Annotated in this window: 14 protein-coding genes; 6 read left to right on the top strand and 8 right to left on the bottom strand. The window is 73.6% G+C overall.

Annotated features, from left to right (window positions below):
• Positions 1–32: 32 nt before the first annotated feature.
• Together ACT3SP_RS03175 and ACT3SP_RS03170 are read right to left on the bottom strand one after the other, a co-directional pair.
• Positions 33–851 carry a GH25 family lysozyme gene (locus tag ACT3SP_RS03175; RefSeq protein WP_444585782.1) on the bottom strand — a complete coding sequence of 273 codons (819 nt, stop codon included), beginning with the start codon at positions 849–851 and terminating at the stop codon, positions 33–35.
• Between the two features lie 167 nt (positions 852–1,018).
• On the bottom strand, positions 1,019–1,723 hold the full coding sequence (locus ACT3SP_RS03170) for a TetR/AcrR family transcriptional regulator (protein ID WP_444585781.1): 705 nt from the start codon (positions 1,721–1,723) through the stop codon (positions 1,019–1,021).
• Between the two features lie 172 nt (positions 1,724–1,895).
• Between ACT3SP_RS03170 and ACT3SP_RS03165 the strand changes: the two genes are divergently transcribed.
• Positions 1,896–4,661 (top strand): MMPL family transporter, encoded by a 2,766-nt coding sequence (locus tag ACT3SP_RS03165; protein ID WP_444585780.1) that lies wholly within the window; start codon positions 1,896–1,898, stop codon positions 4,659–4,661.
• Positions 4,658–7,327: a YhgE/Pip family protein gene (locus tag ACT3SP_RS03160; RefSeq protein WP_444585779.1), complete on the top strand. Its 2,670-nt coding sequence runs from the start codon at positions 4,658–4,660 to the stop codon at positions 7,325–7,327. The genes ACT3SP_RS03165 and ACT3SP_RS03160 overlap by 4 nt, the downstream gene beginning before the upstream one ends.
• Before the next feature lie 18 nt (positions 7,328–7,345).
• Here the strand turns inward: ACT3SP_RS03160 and ACT3SP_RS03155 are convergent, their stop codons facing one another.
• Positions 7,346–10,771, bottom strand: coding sequence for an error-prone DNA polymerase (locus tag ACT3SP_RS03155; RefSeq protein WP_444585778.1), 3,426 nt, complete (start codon positions 10,769–10,771; stop codon positions 7,346–7,348).
• Positions 10,772–10,833: 62 nt separating this feature from the next.
• On the opposite strand from ACT3SP_RS03155, the gene ACT3SP_RS03150 reads away from it, so the two are divergent.
• Positions 10,834–11,334, top strand: coding sequence for a GNAT family N-acetyltransferase (locus ACT3SP_RS03150; RefSeq protein ID WP_444585777.1), 501 nt, complete (start codon positions 10,834–10,836; stop codon positions 11,332–11,334).
• Positions 11,335–11,368: 34 nt separating this feature from the next.
• Here ACT3SP_RS03150 and ACT3SP_RS03145 read toward each other — a convergent pair whose 3' ends face one another.
• From ACT3SP_RS03145 to ACT3SP_RS03135, 3 genes are all read right to left on the bottom strand, one after another.
• On the bottom strand, positions 11,369–13,180 hold the full coding sequence (locus ACT3SP_RS03145) for a DNA polymerase Y family protein (RefSeq protein ID WP_444585776.1): 1,812 nt from the start codon (positions 13,178–13,180) through the stop codon (positions 11,369–11,371).
• The gene (locus tag ACT3SP_RS03140) at positions 13,180–14,016 is read right to left on the bottom strand and encodes a hypothetical protein (protein WP_444585775.1); all 837 of its coding nucleotides are present in this window, start codon (positions 14,014–14,016) and stop codon (positions 13,180–13,182) included. The genes ACT3SP_RS03145 and ACT3SP_RS03140 overlap by 1 nt, the downstream gene beginning before the upstream one ends.
• A 219-nt stretch (positions 14,017–14,235) precedes the next feature.
• Positions 14,236–15,729 carry a DUF222 domain-containing protein gene (locus ACT3SP_RS03135; protein ID WP_444585774.1) on the bottom strand — a complete coding sequence of 498 codons (1,494 nt, stop codon included), beginning with the start codon at positions 15,727–15,729 and terminating at the stop codon, positions 14,236–14,238.
• Positions 15,730–15,993: 264 nt separating this feature from the next.
• Between ACT3SP_RS03135 and ACT3SP_RS03130 the strand changes: the two genes are divergently transcribed.
• Together ACT3SP_RS03130 and ACT3SP_RS03125 are read left to right on the top strand one after the other, a co-directional pair.
• Positions 15,994–17,025 carry an NAD(P)-dependent alcohol dehydrogenase gene (locus tag ACT3SP_RS03130; protein ID WP_444585773.1) on the top strand — a complete coding sequence of 344 codons (1,032 nt, stop codon included), beginning with the start codon at positions 15,994–15,996 and terminating at the stop codon, positions 17,023–17,025.
• Between the two features lie 14 nt (positions 17,026–17,039).
• Positions 17,040–17,675: an HAD family hydrolase gene (locus ACT3SP_RS03125; RefSeq protein ID WP_444585772.1), complete on the top strand. Its 636-nt coding sequence runs from the start codon at positions 17,040–17,042 to the stop codon at positions 17,673–17,675.
• Positions 17,676–17,757: 82 nt separating this feature from the next.
• On the opposite strand, the gene ACT3SP_RS03120 is transcribed toward ACT3SP_RS03125, so the two are convergent.
• Complete coding sequence (locus tag ACT3SP_RS03120) at positions 17,758–18,228, bottom strand: hemerythrin domain-containing protein (protein WP_444585771.1); 471 nt, start codon at positions 18,226–18,228, stop codon at positions 17,758–17,760.
• Positions 18,229–18,385: 157 nt separating this feature from the next.
• Here ACT3SP_RS03120 and ACT3SP_RS03115 point away from each other — a divergent pair, with 157 nt between their 5' ends.
• On the top strand, positions 18,386–19,132 hold the full coding sequence (locus ACT3SP_RS03115; protein WP_444585770.1) for a class I SAM-dependent methyltransferase: 747 nt from the start codon (positions 18,386–18,388) through the stop codon (positions 19,130–19,132).
• A 27-nt stretch (positions 19,133–19,159) separates the two neighbouring features.
• Here ACT3SP_RS03115 and ACT3SP_RS03110 read toward each other — a convergent pair whose 3' ends face one another.
• Positions 19,160–19,921 carry a TrmH family RNA methyltransferase gene (locus ACT3SP_RS03110; RefSeq protein ID WP_444585922.1) on the bottom strand — a complete coding sequence of 254 codons (762 nt, stop codon included), beginning with the start codon at positions 19,919–19,921 and terminating at the stop codon, positions 19,160–19,162.
• Between the last annotated feature and the right edge of the window lie 49 nt (positions 19,922–19,970).

Genomic DNA, 19,970 nt, shown 5'->3' with positions numbered 1-19,970 from the left:
GGTGCTGCAGGGCAGGTGAGGGGTGGAGGGCCTCAGATGCCGATCGCGGAGTAGTCGACGTCGCTCACGAAGCTCGCGAACTGGTCCTCGCTGCCGTGGAACACGTTCGAGTCGCCGGCGAAGGGGCCGGAGTCCGAGTACTGCCACATCTCCCAGGCCCACCAGCGGCCCGGCAGGGTGGTGGGAGCCGAGGAGCTGTAGGAGGCCAGGAACAGCGGGGAGTTCGTCGGCGTCCAGTCCCCCACCACGTCGTTCCACCAGTGCAGGTTGGTGTAGAGCACGGGACGGCGGCCGGTCTGGTCGCGGTAGCGCACGGAGAAGGCGCTGATCCACTCGCGCATCTCCTGCTGGCTGAGGCCGTAGTCGCGCGGGATGCCGCTGTAGCCCTCGAGGTCGAGCATCCCCGGCAGGGTGATGCCGTCATCGCTCCAGCCCCCGCCGTTGTCGAGGAAGAAGTCCACCTGCTCCTCGGGACCGCCCGAGTCGGGCCGGGCGAAGTGGTAGCCGCCGCGCGCCAGCCCTGCGGCGCCCGCGCCGAGGTACTGGTGGTCGAAGTCGCTGCTGCGGAAGGTCCGGCCCTCGGTGGCCTTGACGTAGGCGAAGCGGGAGCCGAGCTCGACCTGGGCGGCCCAGTCGACCTCGCCCTGCCAGCCGGAGACGTCCTGGCCGTAGATGCCGGCGGCGTTCGCGGCCGGGGCGGCGAGGGCGGCGGTCCCGGTGCCGAGCGCGGCGGCGCCCAGCACGCCCCCGCGCAGCACGGAGCGACGGGAGGCGCCGGACGACGCGGTGGGACGAGGGGGTCCGGAGGCGCCGGTGGCCGGCGCCAGATGACGGGGACGGTAGGGGGACATGGCGTCTCCTGGGGAAGAGGGGAAGCGGGGTGCGACGAGCGTCACACCGCGACCACCGTACGCGGCCTGCCCGCCGCGAGCACTCCGTGCCGGGAACCCGGCGTGTCGCGACGAATCGGACGGGCCGCACCCGCCCCCGCGCCGACCCCCGTGCCGATCCCCGCGACTCAGGCCGAGGAGTCGTGCTCCTCCGCGTCCGGGCGCGGCTCGTCCGGGTGCGGCTCGATGAACGCGCGCAGGGTGCCCAGGATCGTGGTGGCGGCGAGCTCGGTGACGTCACGCTGCTCCATCTGCTCGCGCAGCATGAGGTCGATGAAGATGCCCATGAGCAGCTGGGCGAGATCCTCCGGCGGCAGCAGCGCGCGGGCGCCGGTGGCCTCCAGGCGGGTCGAGAGCAGCGCCCCGATCTGGTCCCGCAGGCGCTCGCGCTGCACGGCCAGCTCGGCGCGCATGCGCTCGTCGCGCAGGGAGCGGGCGATCGCGTCGGAGTAGAGCAGGTACCACTGCCGACCGAAGGGGCGGATCCCCTCGAACACCGCGAGCATCACTCCCCCGTCGTCGATGCCGGTGATGAGGCTCTGCTCGCGCGTGCACGACTCGGCGACGGCGGACGCGACCGAGCTGTTCGCGATCGCGATCAGCTCGGCGGTGACCTCGTCGAAGAGGGCGGTGAACACCTCCTCCTTGGTGGAGAAGCTCGAGTAGAAGGCGCCCCGGGTGAAGCCGGCCGCCGTGACCAGGTCGTCGACCGTGGCGCCGTCGATCCCCTTCTCGACGAAGACGTCGAGGGAGGCCCGCACGAGCTTGGTGCGGGTGTTCTCCCTGCGCCGGGTGCCCGCGGACTCGGGCAGCGGTTCGAACAGATCGGTCATGGCTCCTCGTCGTGCACGGTTCCTGCGGGTGTGGTGTCTCACGCACTCCGACATCGTTGAAGGCGCTGCGTCGCACCCGATAGTATCTCACCGATACATACGTGTATCCAATGCGTGGGCGTCTCGAGCGGGACCGTCCGTCGCCCGTGTCCGAGCTCGCCCAGGAGGTCGCGTGTCCTCGTCCCTGTACCGTCTCGGCCGTCTGATGGCCGCCCTGCGCTGGAAGGCCGTCGGAGCCTGGATCGCCCTGCTGGTGATCGTCGGCGCGCTCGCCGTCGGGCTCGGCGGCACCTTCTCCACGGACATCGAGATCCCCGGCACCGAGGGACAGCGCGGCATCGACACGCTCGCCAACCGGTTCCCCGAGATGGGCGGCACCTCGGGACAGGTGGTCCTGGTCACCCAGGACGGCTCCCCCGTCGAGGAGCACCAGGACGAGATCGACGCGCTGATGGACGAGATCGGCGAGGTCGAGGGCGTCGCGGCCTCCGCCTCCCCCTTCGACGACGTCTCCCCCGGCACCCGCAGTGACGACGGCACCGCGATCATCGCCCAGTTCCAGATGGACGGTCAGGTCGGCGAGTTCCCCGCCGAGTCCGTCGAGGAGATCACCGCGCTGGTCGAGGACGCCGACACCTCCTCCCTGGAGGCGAACATCGGCGGCCAGGTGCTGCAGAGCTCCGAGGTGCCCTTCGGCGCCGGCGAGGTCGTCGGCATCGTCCTCGCCCTGATCATCCTCACGATCGTGTTCCGCTCCCTGCTGCCCGCGATCATCCCGATCGTCACCGCGATCGTCGGCGTCGGCGTCTCGATGCTGGCGCTGGTGGCGCTCTCCGCCGGGCTGGACGTCCCCTCGGTCACCACCGCGCTCGGAGCCATGCTGGGCCTCGCCGTCGGGATCGACTACGCCCTGTTCATCCTCTCGCGGCATCGAGACCAGCTCAGCCGCGGCGAGGACGTGCACGAGTCGATCGGCACCTCCGTGGCGACCTCCGGCAGCGCGGTGATCTTCGCCGGCATGACCGTTATCGTCGCCCTGGTGGGGCTGTTCATCACGGGGATCCCGTTCCTCACGGTGATGGGCGTCGCCGCCGCCGCGACGGTCGCGCTCGCCGTGGTGGTGGCGCTGACCATGCTCCCGGCGATCATGGGCATCCTCGGCGAGCGGCTGCGCCCCCGGCGCACCCGCCGCCTGATGGCCGAGAACGGCGGTGCCCTGCCGGAGCCCGACCCGGCGGCGCGTCCCCGGCGGAGCTTCGGCCGCGCCTGGGTGCGCCTGGTCACCAAGGTGCCCGCCCTGACCATCCTCGTCGTGATCCTCGGCGTCGGCGCCCTGGCGATCCCCATCAAGGACCTCGAGCTCGCGCTCCCGGACCTCGGCACCGAACCGCAGGGCACCGCCGCCCGCGACACCTACGACCTGGTCGCGGAGGAGTTCGGCCCCGGCTACAACGGTCCCCTGCTGGTCACCGCCGACATCATCAACACCACCGATCCTCTCGGCGTCGTCGAGCAGCTCGAGGACGACATCTCCGAGCTCGACCACGTCAAGGAGATCCAGATCGCGACCCCCAACCAGGGCGCGGACATGGCCGTGGTGGTCGTGATCCCCGAGGGCGGACCCACCGAGCAGAGCACCAAGGACCTCGTCATGGAGCTGCGCGAGAGCGCCGGGGACTGGGAGGGCGAGCTGGCCATCTCCGATCTCACGGTCACCGGCTCCACCGCCGTCGGCATCGACGTCACGGACAAGCTCTCCGACGCGCTGCTGCCCTTCGCCCTGTTCGTCGTCGGTCTCTCCCTGATCCTGCTGGCTCTCGTCTTCCGCTCCGTCTGGGTGCCTCTCAAGGCCTCCGTGGGCTATCTGTTCTCGGTGCTCGCCGCCTTCGGCGTCACCGCGATGGTGTTCGAGTACGGCTGGTTCAACGGCCCGCTGTTCGTGGACGTCAACGGCCCGGTGGTCTCCTTCATGCCGATCATGGTGATGGGCGTGCTCTTCGGACTCGCGATGGACTACGAGGTGTTCCTGGTCTCCCGCATGCGCGAGGAGTTCGTGCACAACGGCGACGCCCGTGCCGCCATCGAGCGCGGCTTCACCGCCAACGCCCCGGTGGTCACCGCCGCCGCCCTCATCATGGTCTCGGTGTTCGCAGGCTTCGTGACCTCCGGCTGGTTCATGCTGCAGCCGATCGCGGTCGCGCTCGCCGTCGGCGTGCTGGTGGACGCGTTCGTGGTGCGGATGACCTTCGTGCCCGCCGTGCTCGCCCTGCTGGACCGCCACGCGTGGTGGCTGCCCGGATGGCTCTCCCGCCTGCTGCCGACGGTCGACGTCGAGGGCGAGGGCCTGGCCGGGGTGCTCGAGCACCGGCACTGGACCGAGGAGCACGGCGCGCACGCGCTGCGCCTCGAGGAGACCGTCGCCCCGCTGCTCGGGGAGCGCGGCACCCTCGGCCCGCTCACCGGCGCCGTCGTCCCCGGCACCCTGCTGGTGGTCCGCGCCCCGGACGACGCCGCCCGCGCGAGCTTCCTCGCCCTGGTCGCCGGGCGCCTCACGCCCAGCTCCGGGATCCTCGCCGTCCACGACCGCCTGGCCCCCGACGACCTCGGGGCGATCCAGGGCCGCGCCCACTGGATCGGCGCCGGCGCGCCGGTCGCGCGGCGCCTCGCCGAGATCGACGGCCACGGCCTCGAGCGGGCGGTGGTGGTCATCGAGCAGATCGAGGACCTCGCCCACGCCGCCGCGAGCGTCGACGACACCCTCGTCGAACGACTCGACGCCCTGCTCGAGCACGGGGCCACGGTGATCGTCGGCTCCCGCGCCGATCACCCCCTCGACGCCGAGCGCCGCCTGCACCGGACCCTCCGCGATCCGCGCCGCCTGCTCGCCCTGTCCGTCCAGCGCTCCGCCGCCTCGACCCCCGAAGGAGCCCTCGTATGACCCGCCTGTCCCACCCCCGCACCCTGATCGTCGTCCTGGTGCTGCCACTGCTGGTGGCCGCGCTGGGGATGTGGGCGCTCAGCGGCCGGGTGGACCGCCTGGATGCCGTGCCCGCCGCGGTCGTGAACCTCGACCAGGGTGCCGAGATCGAGGACGAGGACGGCGAGGTGCAGAGCGTGCCCTTCGGCCGTCTGCTGGCCGGCGCCCTCACCCAGCCCGGCACCGTCGAGGACCAGGAGACCCCGGAGACCACGGGCTTCGACTGGCAGCTCACCAGCGAGGAGGACGCCGAGCAGGGGCTCAAGGACGGCTCCTACTCCGCGGTCGTGGTGATCCCGGAGAACTTCTCCGAGCGCCTGGCCACCATCGGCACCCCCGAGGCGACCCGGGCGATCCTCGAGGTCACCACCAATGACGCCAGCGGGCAGATCAACGCACTGGTGGGCACCGCGGTGGCCGAGGCCTCCGCCGGGACCATGGGCGGGCAGATGGCCGAGCAGTACCTCGACCAGCTCTACCTCGGCTTCAACGATCTCGGCGACGGCTTCTCCGACGCCGCCGACGGCGCCGAGGAGCTCGCCGGCGGCACCTCCGACCTCGACGACGGGGTGCAGGACCTCGCCGGCGGCACCCGCGAGCTCGCCGAGGGCAGCGACGCGGCCGCCGAGGGCGCCCGCCAGTTCTCCGGCGGAGTGTGGACCTTCGCCGACGGCACCTGGCAGGCCGCCGACGGCACCCGGGCCCTCGCCGACGGCCTCGACGACCTGGCCACCGGCAGCGAGGACCTCGCCGACGGAGTGGTCGGACTCCAGGACGGCATGCGCGGCACCGAGGGCCGGCCCGGGCTGGTCGACGGCGTGAGCCTGCTCGCCGACGGCGTCGAGGGCGACGGCTCCGCCGAGAACCCCGGCCTCGAGGCCGGGGCCGACCAGCTCGCCACCGGTCTCGAGCAGTTCGCCGACGGCGTCTCGCAGGCCGGCACCGCGGTCTCCGGCGACGGCTCCGCCGAGAACCCGGGCCTGGTCCCGACCGCGCGTGACGTCGCCGACGGCACCGCTGAGCTCGGCGAGGGCGCCCAGCAGGCGGCCGACGGGCTGGCCGGCACCGAGGAGCAGCCGGGCCTGGCCCAGGGCGCCGAGGGCGTGGTCGGCTACGCCGAAGGGCTGCAGACCATCGTCGACGGGGACGGCACGCTCGAGAACCCCGGTATGAGCGATCTGTCCGGCTCCATGGCGCAGAGCGCCTGCGCGCTCGCCGAGCGGTATCCCGACGATCCCGAGGCGCAGGGCCTGTGCCAGCAGGCCGAGGGCATGACCGGCTACGTCGAGGGCGTGGACGGGGTGCTGGCCGGCGACGGCACCGCCCAGAACCCGGGTCTGGCCGCGACCGCGCAGGGCGTCGGCGAGGGCGCGACCGCGGCCGCGGACGGCGTCCAGCAGATCGCCGACGGCCTCAACGGCACCGAGGAGCAGCCGGGCCTGGTCCAGGGCACCCAGGGTGTGGTCACATACGCCGAGGGCGTCGAGTCCGCGTTCGCCGGGGACGGCACCGCGGACAATCCGGGCCTGACCGGCTCCGCCGAGCAGCTCGCCACCGGTGCCCGAGAGAGCGCCGACGGTGCCGGGGAGCTGGTGGTCGGGGTCACCGGTCTGCGCGACGGCCTGGTGCAGTACGCCGACGGCGTGGACCAGCTCGCCGACGGCTCCCGCGAGCTCGCCCAGGGCACTCGCGCCAGCGCCGAGGGCGCCGGGGATCTCGCCGACGGCACCGATCAGCTCGCCGCCGGGGCCGACGAGCTCGGCACCGGCGCCGACCAGCTGGCCGACGGCAACCAGCAGCTCGCCGACGGGACCGGCGAGCTCGCGGACGGCACCGAGGAGCTGGCCGGGGGCACCTCCGAGCTCGCCGAGGGCACCGACGAGCTGGCCGACGGGCTGCGCCAGGGCGCCGACGACGTGCCCTCGTACACGGAAGACGAGCGCGCCCGGATGGGCGAGATGGCGGCCTCTCCCGTCGGCACCGAGGCGCACCGGCAGAACGAGGCGAACGGCGCGGACACCGCGACCTTCCCCTTCGTCACCGCGCTCGCGCTGTGGATGGGCGCCTTCGGCACCTTCCTGCTGATGCCCGCGCTCTCGCGGCGCCTGCTGGACCGGGCGCTGCCCATGTGGCAGGTGGTGCTGCGCTCCCTGGCCCCGGCGCTGCTGATCGCGGTGGTGCAGACCGTCGCGGTGCTCGCCGTGCTCACGGCCATCGGCATCTCGCCCGTCTCCCCGCTCGCGGTGGGGCTGGTGTCCCTCGCCGGTGCAGTCATGTTCGCGGCCCTGCACCAGGCGCTGCTGACCCTGCTGGGCGCCCGCATCGGCCGCATCGCCTCGATCGTGCTGATGGTGCTGCAGGTGGTGACGCTGGTGGGCATCGTGCCGGTCCAGACCGCACCCGAGCTGCTGCAGTCGATCGGGTCGCTGATGCCGCTGTCGTTCGTCACCCAGGGCCTCGTGCACGCCGCGCTCGGCGGCACGCTGGTGAGCACCACCGGCACGCTGCTGGCGATCCTGGCCTGGGCCGCGGTCTCGCTGGTGCTCACGTTCACCGCCTCGCGCGGCGCGCGCCGGGCCGGTCGTTCCGAGCACGTGGGCGCGGGGGTGCTCCCGGCGACCGCCTGACCCGGCGGACGGCCCGGCTCAGCGGAAGTCCCGGGACCGGCCCGCCGCGGCCAGGTCCAGGACGGCGACATCGTCGGCGACCAGGTTCACCGCGCCGGTGCGGTTCTCGACGATCCCGCGCAGCACGACCGCGCGGGCGGTCCGCAGCAGGGCCCGGTGGCGCACCCAGAACCCCTGGGAGCAGACCACGTTGAGGATCCCGGTCTCGTCCTCGAGGCTGAGGAAGGTGACGTTCCCGGCGGTCGCCGGGCGCTGCCGATGGGTGATCACCCCCGCCACCCGGAGCCGGCTCGAGTCCTCCGCCTCTCGGGTCCCGGCGATCGAGAGGACCCCCTCCCCCGCGAGCTGTTCGCGCAGCAGCGCCATCGGATGGTCGTCCAGGGTGATGCCGGTGGCCCAGGCGTCCGCGGTCGCGAGCTCGGCGTCGCTCATCCCCGGCAGCATCGGGGCCTGGGCCCCCACGGCGAGATGCGGCAGGGTCTCCGGGGACTCCTGGGCGGCGGCGCCCGCGGACCACAGCGCGTGCCGGCGCGAGGGGGCCAGGGCGTCCAGCGCGCCGGCGGTGGCCAGCGCCTCGAGCTGCCGGGCCGTCAGCCGCACCCGTCGGGCCAGGTCGGGCACCGAGGCGAAGGCACCGCCGCGCCCCCGCTCGGCGACGATCTGCTCCGCGGTCTCGGTGCTGATGCCGCGCACCTGGTCCAGTCCCAGCCGGATCGCGGGCCCGCGGGCCGCGGCCTCGCCCTGCACCTGCGCACCGGGCGGATCGACCCGGTAGCCGAGATGCTCCGCATCCGTCTCCAGATCGCTGCGGGCACGGCTCGCCAGCACATCGGGCCCGCGGGTGAGCACGCCGTGCCGGCGGGCGTCGGCGACCAGCGACTGCGGGGAGTAGAAGCCCATCGGCTGGGAGCGCAGCAGGGCCGCCGTGAACGCCGCCGGGTAATGGCACTTCAGGTAGGAGCTCGCGTAGACCAGGTACGCGAAGGAGTAGGCGTGGGACTCGGGGAAGCCGTAGTTGGCGAAGGCCAGCAGCTTGCGGTGGATCGCCTCGGCGTCCTCACCGGTGATGCCGTGGTTCGCCATCCCCTCGAACAGGGCGTCGGAGAGCTCGAGCATCTTCTGGGTGGAGCGCTTGGAGCCCATCGCCCGGCGCAGCTGATCGGCCTGGGCGGGGGTGAAGTCCGCGACGTCGACCACCATCTGCATCAGCTGCTCCTGGAACAGCGGGATCCCGAGGGTGCGGCCCAGGGACTTCTCCAGCCGCGGGTGGAGGAAGGTGACCGCCTCCTCCTTGCTCCGGCGCCGGATGTAGGGGTGCACGCTGCCGCCCTGGATGGGGCCGGGACGGATCAGCGCCACCTCGACCACCAGATCGTAGAACTCGCGCGGCCGCAGCCGCGGCAGGGTCGAGATCTGGGCGCGGGACTCGACCTGGAACACGCCCACGCTGTCCCCCGCGCACAGCATGTCGTAGACCGCCTCGTCCTCCTGGGGCAGGGTGCGCAGCTCGAAGTGCTGGCCGTGGTGCTCACCGACGATCCGCAGCGCATGGTCCAGCGCCGTGAGCATCCCCAGCCCCAGCAGGTCGAACTTCACCAGCCCCGCTTCGGCGCAGTCGTCCTTGTCCCACTGCAGCACGGTGCGGTCCGCCATCGCCGCCCACTGCACCGGGCACACCTCGATCACCGGCCGGTCGCAGAGCACCATGCCGCCGGAGTGGATGCCCAGGTGCCGCGGGGCATCGCGCAGTCGGTGCGCGAGAGCGACCACGTCCTCGGGGACGTCGGCGTCCGCGAGCGAGGAGAAGGAGCGCTCGATCCGCTTGGCGAAGGCGTCCTGCGCGCCGGTGTCGTAGCCGAGCGCCCGCGCCGCGTCGCGCACGGCGAGCTTGGCCCGGTAGGTGATGACGTTGGCGACCTGGGCGGCGTTCTCCCGGCCGTAGCGCTCGTAGACGTGCTGGATCACCTCCTCGCGACGGTCCGAGGCGATGTCGATGTCGATGTCCGGCGGGCCGTCCCGCTCGGGGGCGAGGAAGCGCTCGAACAGCAGATGGTTGCCGACGGGCTCGACCGCCGTGATCCCCAGCGCGTAGCAGACGGCACTGTTCGCCGCGGATCCCCGCCCCTGGGCGAGGATTCCCTCCCCCGCGCAGAAGTCGATGATCTCGTGGACGATGAGGAAGTAGCCCGGGAAGTGCAGGTCGGTGATGACCGTCAGCTCGTGGTCGATCTGCGCCCAGGCCCCGGGGACCTGCTCGGGACGGTCGGGGGCAGGGCGCGGCCCGTAGCGCTCACGGCCCTCGATCTCCACCAGCTCCACCAGCCAGCTCGCCTCGTCGTACCCGGCCGGCACCGGGAAGGGCGGCAGGTCCGGGGCCAGCAGGTGCAGGTCCAGGGCGCAGTCCCGGCCGAGCCTCGCCGCCTGGGCGATCGCCCCGGGGTAGCGGGGCAGCAGCTGGGCCATCTCCTCCCCGCTGCGCAGGTGCGCGGGCCGCGAGGACAGGTGCGGATCGGCCTGCGACAGCGGCAGCCCGGCGCGCAGAGCGGCATGGGTGTCCGCCAGGCGCTTGTCCGCGGGGCGGGCGTAGTGGGCATCGGTGGTGGCCACCAGCGGCAGGGAGATCGCATCGAGCCCATGGGACTCGCGCACCAGGCGGGCCCCCTGGGCCAGCGCGTCGTGCAGCTCGTCGGCCTCTCCCCCGCCGCCGACGACCAGCTCCACCGCGACGTTGCCGGCGCCGAACAGCTCCACCAGGCGGGCGATGGCCTCCGCGGCGGCCTGGGCGGCGGCCTCGAGGTCCCCGGACTCCAGGTGCGGTGCCGCGGCCCGGGTCGCCGCGCCCTTGCGGCAGCCGGTGAGGATCAGCCAGTGCCCCTCACCGGCGAGGCGGGAGAGCTCCGCGAGCCGGTAGCGCGGCGCGGCCTTCTGCCCGCTGTCGAGGTGCGCACGGGCGATGGCGGCCGAGAGCTGCCGGTATCCGGCGGTGTCGCGCACGAGCACCAGCAGGTGCTCCCCGGCCGGGTCGGGGACGCCGGTGCGGGGCGCGGAGACGACGGGGGTGGTGTTCGCGGTCCTCGCCCCGGGCTCGAGGCCCAGGGTCAGCTCGGCCCCGAACACGGTCGCGATGCCGGCCTGCGCCGCGGCGGTGGCCACGCGCACCGCCCCGGGCAGCCCGTCGTGGTCCACCAGAGCGATCGCGCCCAGTCCCAGCCGGGCGGCCTGCTCGGCCATGTCCTCGGGACTCGAGGCACCGTCGAGGAAGCTGAAGTGGGAGTGGGCGTGCAGCTCCGCGTAGTCGACGGTGCGGGCGGGCCGGTAGGAGTCCTCGTCGCGCCGACCGGTGTGCTCGACGACGATCGGCGGGGAGACCAGCTCGGCGGGGCGGTCCGAGAGGATCGCCTCGAGGTCCTTCCACGCGGGCGGGCCCAGGAACCAGCGGGCCATCAGATCCCACCGCCCCGGGAAGCAGGTTTGCCAGGCCTGGGCAGAGACCCGAGGATGACGCCATGCGCGTGCATCTGCGGGAGGTCGACGAGGCGGTCCTCGACCGACTGCTGCGCACTGCTGTGCAGGACGCGGCGGCCCACGAGGTGACGCCCCCGCTGACCCCGGGTCCTGCCTGGACTCCCGAGCGCATCAGCTGGTTCCTGGAGCATCATCGACGTGCTCGCTCCGGAGTGGACGGCCCTGCGGGCGAGGCCACGTGGGCGGTGACGCTGGAGGACCGCCCCGTCGGTGCCGTCCGCTTGCGCAGGCTCGACGCTGACACCCTCGAGACCGGGATCTGGCTGGGCAGGTCCGCCCGCGGGTGCGGAGCGGGCACCCGTGCGATGCGGGCCGTGCTCGCCCGGGCACGACAGGAACGGGCCGATGTGCTGACGGCGGAGACAGCTGCGGAGAACCGCGCCATGCGGACGATCCTGCACGGGCTCGGGTTCGTCCCGGGCATCGAGGCGCCACCGGGCCGGGTGTCGATGAGCCTGCCCCTCGCAGCAGGTCGCCGATGATGTTTCTGCCGCACTCTCGCACCACGCTTCCGCCTCAGTCATAGAGCCCCTCCAGCGTCCAGTCGCCCGTGCGTGACAGGGCGAGCACTGCGGTCTCCTCGGCGCTCGCGCCCTGCACCACGAGCTGGAGGCGAGCGGCACGGGTCCCGCCCGGAGCCCACCAGCGCTCGTCGAGCACGGTGGGAGCGCCGTGGGCGAGCACGGGATAGCCGGAGCCGGCCCGGAGCCCTGCCCGCTGCAGCGCCGGCGCACCGGGGGCGAGGACGTGCAGCTGGACCGGTGCACCGCTCAGCAGACCCCGTGCGGTGACCACGATCGGCTCCCCCGCCGCGTCCTCGAGGCGCACCGACGGCCGTTCGCGGAACACGGTGGCGGGCACGGGCCGCGGCAGGGCGCCGGGCCAGGGCCCCTCGCGCCGCTCGGGCTTCTCGCTGCGCCAGGGCACCAGCGTCATCTCCTCGGCCAGCAGCCGCCCGCCGACGCTCGCGGGAACCTGCACGGCGTCCTCCCCCGCCAGGCCCTGGGCACGGGCGAGGGCGCGCGAGGCGCGCTGCGCGGACTCCCCCGCGCTGCCCCACAGGGCCGGGGCGCTCTCCCCCGCCGGGGCCAGCTGCAGCGGGTGCAGCCCGATCCGGGTGATCGCCCCGGTCGCGGGGCCGCCGAGCCGTGCCCGCGTGATCCAGCCGTCGCACTGCCAGCGGATCCGGTCCACCACGTCGGCGACGGTCAGCGCGCCGTCGTGCCGCCAGGTGCGCTCCATCTCCTCGCCGCTCTCGGTGCGGGCCACGATCCGCAGCCGTGTGCACACCAGCCCGCGCTCGACCAGCAGTCCGTGGAGCTGCTCGGCCAGCGGGCGGGCGATGAAGGCCGCCTGGTCTGTGCGCACCAGCGGGGTCTCCAGCGCGGTCTCGGCGAGGATCGGCTGGGTGGGGTGGTGGGCCGCGGGCGGGGCGGGCTCCTGCCCGCGGGCCAGCAGGTGCAGCGTCGCCACGTCCGGGCCGAAGCGGTCCGCGACCGCGGCAGGCGGCAGGGCGGCGAGGTCCCCGAGGGTGGTGATGCCCAGCCGCTGCAGCAGGTCGACGGTCTCGGCGAGGTCCAGCCGGCGCTCCGGCCGGGTGGCCGAGGGCTGTCCGCGATGGCCCCAACCGGGGCCGACGGGGGCATGGCGGAGGGCGGCGATCGGATGCGGGGCGAGGTAGTCCGCGCTGCGACCGGGACGCACGATCCGTCCCGGTGCCGAGGCGAGCAGGGCGGCGAACGGGCCGTCGGCGATCCCGACGGAGCAGTCCCAGCCGGTGAGCTCGGCGACCGCGTCGAGGATCCGCTCGGCCAGGGCCTCCTCCCCGCCCTGATGACGGGCGGGGCCGCGCGCGGACATCAGCAGCACCCCGGGTCGCAGCACGTCCACTCCGGCGGCGATCGTGTCCACCGCGGCGGCGACCAGCTCGAACAGCGAGCTCTCCTGCTCCCGGTCCGCTTCCAGCACGAGCGCCTCGGGACAGGCGGCGCGGGCGGCGCGGCGCTTCATGCCCGGCAGCGCCCCGGCCTCCCGGGCCGCGGGCCCGGCGTGGGTGACGCGGTGCTGCTCGAGCAGGAGCACGGGGTCGGCGGCGAGGTCGGGACCGGGCGGGGCGACCTCGCCGGTCTCCCCCGCGGCGTCCTCGAGCCGGCGCTGGTGGCGGTCCAGCGCCGCCAGCAGCGGCCAGTCCGGGACGGTCACGGCGACGGTCCGGGTCGCGTCGCCACCGGAGGCCGCGGTGCCGGTATCGGCATCAGCATCGGGGCCGGGGCTGGGACCGGGGCCGGTGTCGTCGGCGGCTGCGGCGGCGGGTGCGGGAGCGCTCATCAGCCGGCCCTCCGCACGCTCGGCAGCAGCTGCATCGTGGGCCGCTGCTCCCCGGCCGCCGCAGTGCCGGACGCGGCACCGGACCGGTCGCCCGAGGGAGCCTCCGCGATCATGCCGCTCACCTGGGGCAGCAGAACCTCGACCGCGCGCTGCCCGGCGATGCCCCGACCCTCGGCGGTGACCGCGAGACGGCGCTGACGCAGCCGCCCCGAGCCCTGTCCGAGCCCGGTCCAGCCCCGAGCGGCGGCGCGCAGTGTGAGATCGGACCGTCCGGGCGGGGAGGCGGCCAGCACCAGGGTGTCGGCCGTGCGGGCCCTGCCCAGCAGGCTGCGCCAGAGCGCGGGAGCCGGGTCGAGGTCGGGGCCGAGCACGAGCACGCCTACCCCGTCGGCCAGGGCGGAGAGCACCTGGGGACGCTGGTCCCCGTCGACCGGGGCGAGAGCGAGCCGACAGGGATCCAGGCCGGCGTCCATCGCGGAGCGCAGGCCCAGGTCGGGCATGCCGGCGATCGCGCACCAGGAGTCCTCCCCCGCCGCGGCGACCGCGAGGGACAGCAGCAGGGAGGTGGTCGCGCCGCCCTCGACGGCCACGGAGCTGCCGGCCCGCAGGCTGCCGCGCGGGAACAGCGACGACAGCGGCCCCGGCACCGGCAGGCGCAGGCCGAGCCCGTCGTCCGCGGAGGACTGCTCGAGGCTCTCCGCGCGCAGGGCGGTGCGGTCGATCCGGCCGCCCCAGCGCGCGGCGGAGCGCTCGGCCGCGCCCAGCGCGGCCCGTGCCCGGGAGAGGCGCTGCTCGAGGTCCTCGCCCTGATCCGCTGCCCGGATGACTGCGCTCATCGCCGCTCCTCCCTCCTGACCCGTGCTGTTCTCCTCGCACCCGCGTTCGAATGCGTGTTCGAACTGTACGCCTCCGAAGAGGGCCTCTCAAGGCGGTCGGGCCACCGCTTCGAACGTGCATACGAAGCCTCGGGGAGGGGTGTGACAGATGGGGCGCGAAGGCTCCGGGCCTCGCCCGGCGGCCGGCGTCGCGCACCGCTCCGGAGGGGTTCGGCGAGGTCAGAAGGGCGGGGGTGGAGGGCTCTTCCGCCGTTCAAGAGCACGGCGACGGGCCTCGCGTCCCGCCTGGTAGCGGGTCCAGGAGTCCATCAGCTCGGTGACGGTCACCGGTGAGGCGAGATCGATGTCATCCCGCAGCAGCACCTTCGCCCGGTCCGGGAACGACCAGGCGGTCCGGTCCGGCAGACCGGGCGTGGACGCCAGACGGGTGGGGTCCAGGAGGCCGCGGGTCTTCGCCCGGTGATGCTGCCAGCACAGCAGGTGCAGGTTCTCGATCGCGGTGAGGCCGCCGCGTTCGGGGAGCTCGTGGTCGTACTCCTCGATGTGGTCGGCCTCGGAGGCCCAGGAGGTGGGACGGGTGCAGCCGGGCACGGCGCAGGTGGAGCCGCGCAGGCGGAGATGCTCGAGCATGGCGCGGGTGGGCGTGTAGCGCTCCGCCGGCAGCGGCAGGAACACGCCGCTGCAGGGATCGGTGAGCACCCTGTACCAGGTGTCCTCCGTTCCGGCCAGCTCGCGTGCCATCTGCGCGGGGATCGGGATCGTGCCCTCGAGCATGCCGGGCTCCTGGGAGCCGCCGAGCAGGGTCAGGACGGGCACGGTGACGTTGAGGCGGAAGCGGGGCTCGGGGACGTGCACTCCGTCGGTCTCGAAGCTCGCCCCGCCGAGCAGGTCGTACTGGATACGGGTCAGGGAGGCGGGGATCGCGGTCGCGGCGACCGTGCCCTGCGGGTCCAGCGGCGGGTCCTCTCCTGTCCGGAGGGCGCGACGCTGAGAGGCCTGAACCGCGCGGGCGGCGTCGTCCAGGCGCCGGGCGAGGGCGAGGATCTCCGGGGCCGGGCCGAGCACCCGCAGGCAGCCGATGCCGTCGTCCCGGGTGGGCGACATCTCCACCCGGCGCCGCCCTTCGGGGCTGAGGTGGGCGGGGATCTCCTGCTCGGACTCCAGTCGCCCCAGGAGCCGGCAGAGACGCGTGTGGAACTGCTCGGTCGTCATGGTGGGCGGCCAGAGAGCGATGGCGGCGTCCACCGTTCGCATCTGGCGCGGGGTGAGATCCCGGGTGCGGCGCAGGATCCGCTCGAACCAGGCGGCAGGGAACTCCCCCTCGTCCAGGCGTGCGAGCGTGCGCGGCAGCAGGACGACCGCCACGTGGGCGTCGCGGAGGATGCGGTCCGCGACGGTGCGGGTGCAGCGAAGGGCGAGGGCGACGCAGAGCAGCTCCGCCTCCGCAGCGTCCTCGTCGTGCTCCTCGAGCGACGGGTCGCGGTAGCAGGGTGCGAGGGCCCGGAAGCGCTCGGCGAGGCGACGGCTCTCCTCGATCGATGCCGCGCGCACCGGCTGCAGGTGCTCGGGGAGGGCGGGGGCGTCGGGCGTCGGATCGTCCCGCCCGCCCTCGACACCCGCACTGACGAGGGGAGCACGGGCGTCCGAGGGGGCGTGCGCCGGCGTCCCGTCGTCCTGGGACGACGCCCCGTCGCTCTCACGGAGCTCTCCCATCTCCCCCACCTCCCCTCTCGTCGACGGATGCCCGCAGGGCTCGTGGGGTGCCTGCGGTGATGCCTGCGGTGATGCCCGCGGTGCGGACGGGTCCTCCTCCCACCAGTCTGCCGACGTGCCGCACTGCCATACAGAGACTCCCCGCCGCTGTGGACGACCGGGTCCTGTGGAGGAACCGTCGCCGTCTCGCCCACGGGCAGCCCCGCGAGATCGGGCCGGCACAGTGATAGGACTGGGGCACCACACCACGCCGAGGAGGCACGCATGCGAGCGCTGATGCTGCACGAGAAGAACCGGATGTCCATCGAACAGGTCGAGGAGCCCGGCGCCCCCGGCCCCGGCGAGGTCCGGATCGCGATGCACACCGTCGGCATCTGCGCCTCGGACGTGCACTACTGGACCGACGGGAAGATCGGCCCCTTCGTGGTCGAGGCTCCGATGATCCTGGGCCATGAGGGCGCGGGCACCGTGCTCGAGATCGGCGAAGGCGTCACGGGCCTCGCCGTCGGCGACCGCGTCGTGATGGAGCCGGGCGTCCCGGATCCGAGCTCCCGCGCCGTCAAGGAGGGCAACTACAACGTGGACCCGGGCGTGCAGTTCTGGGCCACCCCGCCCGTGCACGGCTGCCTCGCCGACGAGGTCCTCCACCCCGCCGCCTACACCTACCGGCTCCCCGACTCGATGAGCTTCGCCGAGGGCGCGCTCATCGAGCCCTTCGCCGTCGGCATGTTCGCGGCGACGAAGGCGGACATCGCTCCCGGCGACGTGGCCGCGGTCGTCGGCGCCGGCACCATCGGCATCATGACCGCGCTCGCCGCGCGGGCGGGCGGGGCCAGCACCGTCTACATCTCCGACGTGCTGCCGCAGAAGCTCGCCCTGCTCGACGGGCTCGAGGGCATCGTCACCGTGGACGCCACGAAGGAGGACCTCGGCGAGCGGGTGCGCGCCGAGACCGGCGGCTGGGGACCCCAGGTCGTCTTCGAGGCGACCGGCGCCGCCCCCGCGTACACGAGCCTGTGGTCGCTGCCCGCCCCCGGCGGCCGGATCGTGCTGGTGGGCATGCCGGTGGATCCGGTGCCCTTCGACATCGCGACCGCGCAGAGCCGCGGCGTCTCGCTCGAGACCGTGTTCCGCTACGCGAACGTCCACCAGAAGGCCATCGATCTGGCCGCGAGCGACGCCGTGGACCTCTCCCGCTTCGTCTCGGAGACCTTCTCCTTCGACGACTCGGTGAGCGCCTTCGAGCGCTTCCTCGAGGGGCGGCCGACGGACGTGAAGATCCAGATCGCGCTGTGAGGAGACCGCCGCTGGTGCTCCTGGACCTGGACGGCACCCTGGTGGACCGGCAGCAGGCCTTCGAGGACTGGGCGCGCTCGTTCATCGACGGGATCGATGCCGGTCCCGGCGAGCTCGACTGGCTCGTGGAGGCCGACCGCGGCGGCTACCGGCCGCGCGCCGAGCTCGCGGCGGATATCGTGCGGCGGCTGCGACCGGGCATGCAGGCTGATGAGATCCAGAAGCACCTGCAGCTCGGTGTCGTGGAGGGCATCACCTGCTATCCGGGGGTCCCGGAAGCGCTTCGGGAGCTGCGCGGGATCGGTGCGGACCTGGTGCTGGTCACCAACGGCACGGTCGTGCAGCAGACGGCGAAGCTCGAGCGCACCGGCCTCGGCCCTCTGCTGGATCGGGTGGTGATCTCGGAGGAGGCCGGGATGAAGAAGCCGGATCCACGGATCTTCGCGCTCGCCGCCGACGGGACGGCGCAGGGCGCCGAGACCTGGATGATCGGTGATCATCCGACGGCTGACATCGAGGGTGGTCGCGCCGCGGGCCTTTCGACGGGTTGGGTCTCCCACGAGCGACCGTGGCCCCATCCGTGGGATCCGACGCTGACCGCGACGACCACGGCAGAGCTGCTGGGCCTGCTCCTCGCGCGCCACCGGTGAGCGGCGTCGCGGGTTCTCGCGCCCGCTCCGAGCGGGCAGTGGGCGGCTCGAGCGCGCAGCGAGAGCATGCTCGCCGGGCCGGTCACAGCGGCCCCAACGTCTCCTCCGGGTCCGCATCGAGCTCCAGTCCCTCGAGCACGGCGAGCAGCTGCCGCTCCTCGTAGCGGAAGTGGCTCTCCATGATCGCGGCGATGCCCTCGAGGTGACCGGCGAGCACCTCCGGGGAGGATCGCGCGTCGACGGCCGCCTGCAGACCGCCCAGCAGGTGGGCGATCATGGAGTGGTCCTGCTCGAGCGCCCGCAGCACCGGGGCGAGGTCGGGGTGCTCGGCCGCGATCGCCGGGAACAGGGTGCGGTCCTCGCCCCTGTGGTGGGTGTCCAGGGCACTGCAGAACCCGTGGCAGAACAGCAGCAGCTCCCGGGCGGGTGACTCGGTCGGATCGCCGCGGTCGACCGCCTCGCGGGTGACCTGCAGGGCGTCGCGCAATCGCGCGTGCACGCGGCGCAGTTCTCGGCTCCAGGCGATGAGCCTGGTCGTCTCGCGCTCAGTCACGCGCGGACGAAGGGTGCGACGAGATCATCGTCGGTCTCCTTCGGTTCGGCGCCTCCATGCCTGACACGGTCTGCCACCGGCACGCGACGCTGCCGGGAATCGTAGCAGGGGACCTATTTCGCTGGACCGCGCGGGCCGACGATGCGAGCCTCGGACGATGAGCAGCCACGAGCACACCCGGCGGGCCTGGGACGACGCCTCCCACAAGCATGTGCGGGAGTACGCCGAGCACCTCGAGCAGGCACGCACGGCCCGGCTGCTGCCGATCGAGGAGGAGCTGCTGCGGCCGCTGGTGGCGGGCGCGGAGGTGCTGCATCCGCAGAGCGGTCACGGCCTGGACGACCATGCGCTGGTACGCCTCGGAGCCCGCTCGGTGCTGGGGCTCGACTACAGCCCGACGGCCGTCGGCGCGGCGCAGCGGCGGGCGGACGAGCTGCAGGTCCCCTGCCGCTATCAGGAGGTGGAGCTCCCAGCGACCGGGCTCGAGGACGGGACCGCGGACCTGGTCTACACCGGCAAGGGTGCGCTGATCTGGATGTCGGATCTCGCCGCCTGGGCGGCGGAGATGCACCGTCCGCTGCGCCCCGGCGGGCACCTGTTCGTCTACGAGGGCCACCCCCTGGTGCCCCTGTGGGCGGCCGACGCCGACGAGGCGCGGGTGCGCGAGGACCGCAGCTACTTCGCCACGAGCCACGTCAACGACACCTTCCCCGCTCGCGGTGCGACCGAGCACCAGCGCACCCTCGCCGAGATCGTCATGACGGTGCAGGGAGCGGGGTTCGAGCTGCGACACCTGGCCGAGCATCCCGACCCGTTCTGGAAGGACGGGAGCATGCCGCCGGCCGCCGCCTGGGACGGCCGACTGCCGAACGCGTTCTCGATGCTGGCTCGGCGGGTCCCCTGACCTCGGTCCGGGGCTGTCACGAGGGGATCATCCTCGGCCGAGCGCAGCCCGCCGCTGCCAGAACACCACGGCGCTCGCCGCGGCGACGTTCAGGGAGTCCACTCCCCCGGCCATCGGGATCACCACGTGCTCATCGGCCGCGCACAGGGTCGCGGGCTTGAGACCGTGCCCCTCGGCGCCGAGCACCAGGGCGACATTCCGCGCGGGGCCCAGGTCGACGCGGTCCAGCGGGACCGCACCGTCGGTGAGGGCCAGGGCGAGCAGGTCGAAGCCGGCCTCGTGCAGCTGGTCCGCACCGCCCGGCCAGGCCGGCAGCCGGGTCCACGGCACCTGGAACACGGTGCCCATCGAGACCCGGATCGAGCGCCGGTACAGCGGGTCCGCGCACTGAGGGGTCACCAGCACCGCGTCCACGCCGAGCGCGGCGGCGGAGCGGAACATCGCCCCGACGTTCGTGTGGTCGACGATGTCCTCGAGCACCGCGACCGTGCGGGCGCCTGCGAGAACCTCCGCGACCGACGGGAGCTCGGGGCGCTGCATCGCGGCCAGCGCACCGCGGTGGAGGTGGAAACCGGTGAGCTGCTCGAGCAGCGACTCCTCCCCCACGAAGACGGGCGCCTCCGGGAACCGCTCGTACAGCGGGACGAACTTCGCCAGCCACTTCTCGCTCATGAGGAAGGAGCGCGGGACCGTCCCGGCGTCCATCGCGCGGGAGATGACCTCGTAGCTCTCCGCCATGAACAGCCCGCGCTCGACCTCGACGCGGGAGCGCAGGCGCACGTCGGTCATGCGCAGGTAGTCGTCCAGCGCAGGATCGGTCAGGTCCGTGATCCGGCGC

Source organism: Brachybacterium sp. AOP43-C2-M15, assembly GCF_052446295.1.
In the GTDB taxonomy this organism is placed as follows: domain Bacteria; phylum Actinomycetota; class Actinomycetes; order Actinomycetales; family Dermabacteraceae; genus Brachybacterium.
This window is presented reverse-complemented; position numbering and strand designations above follow the sequence as displayed.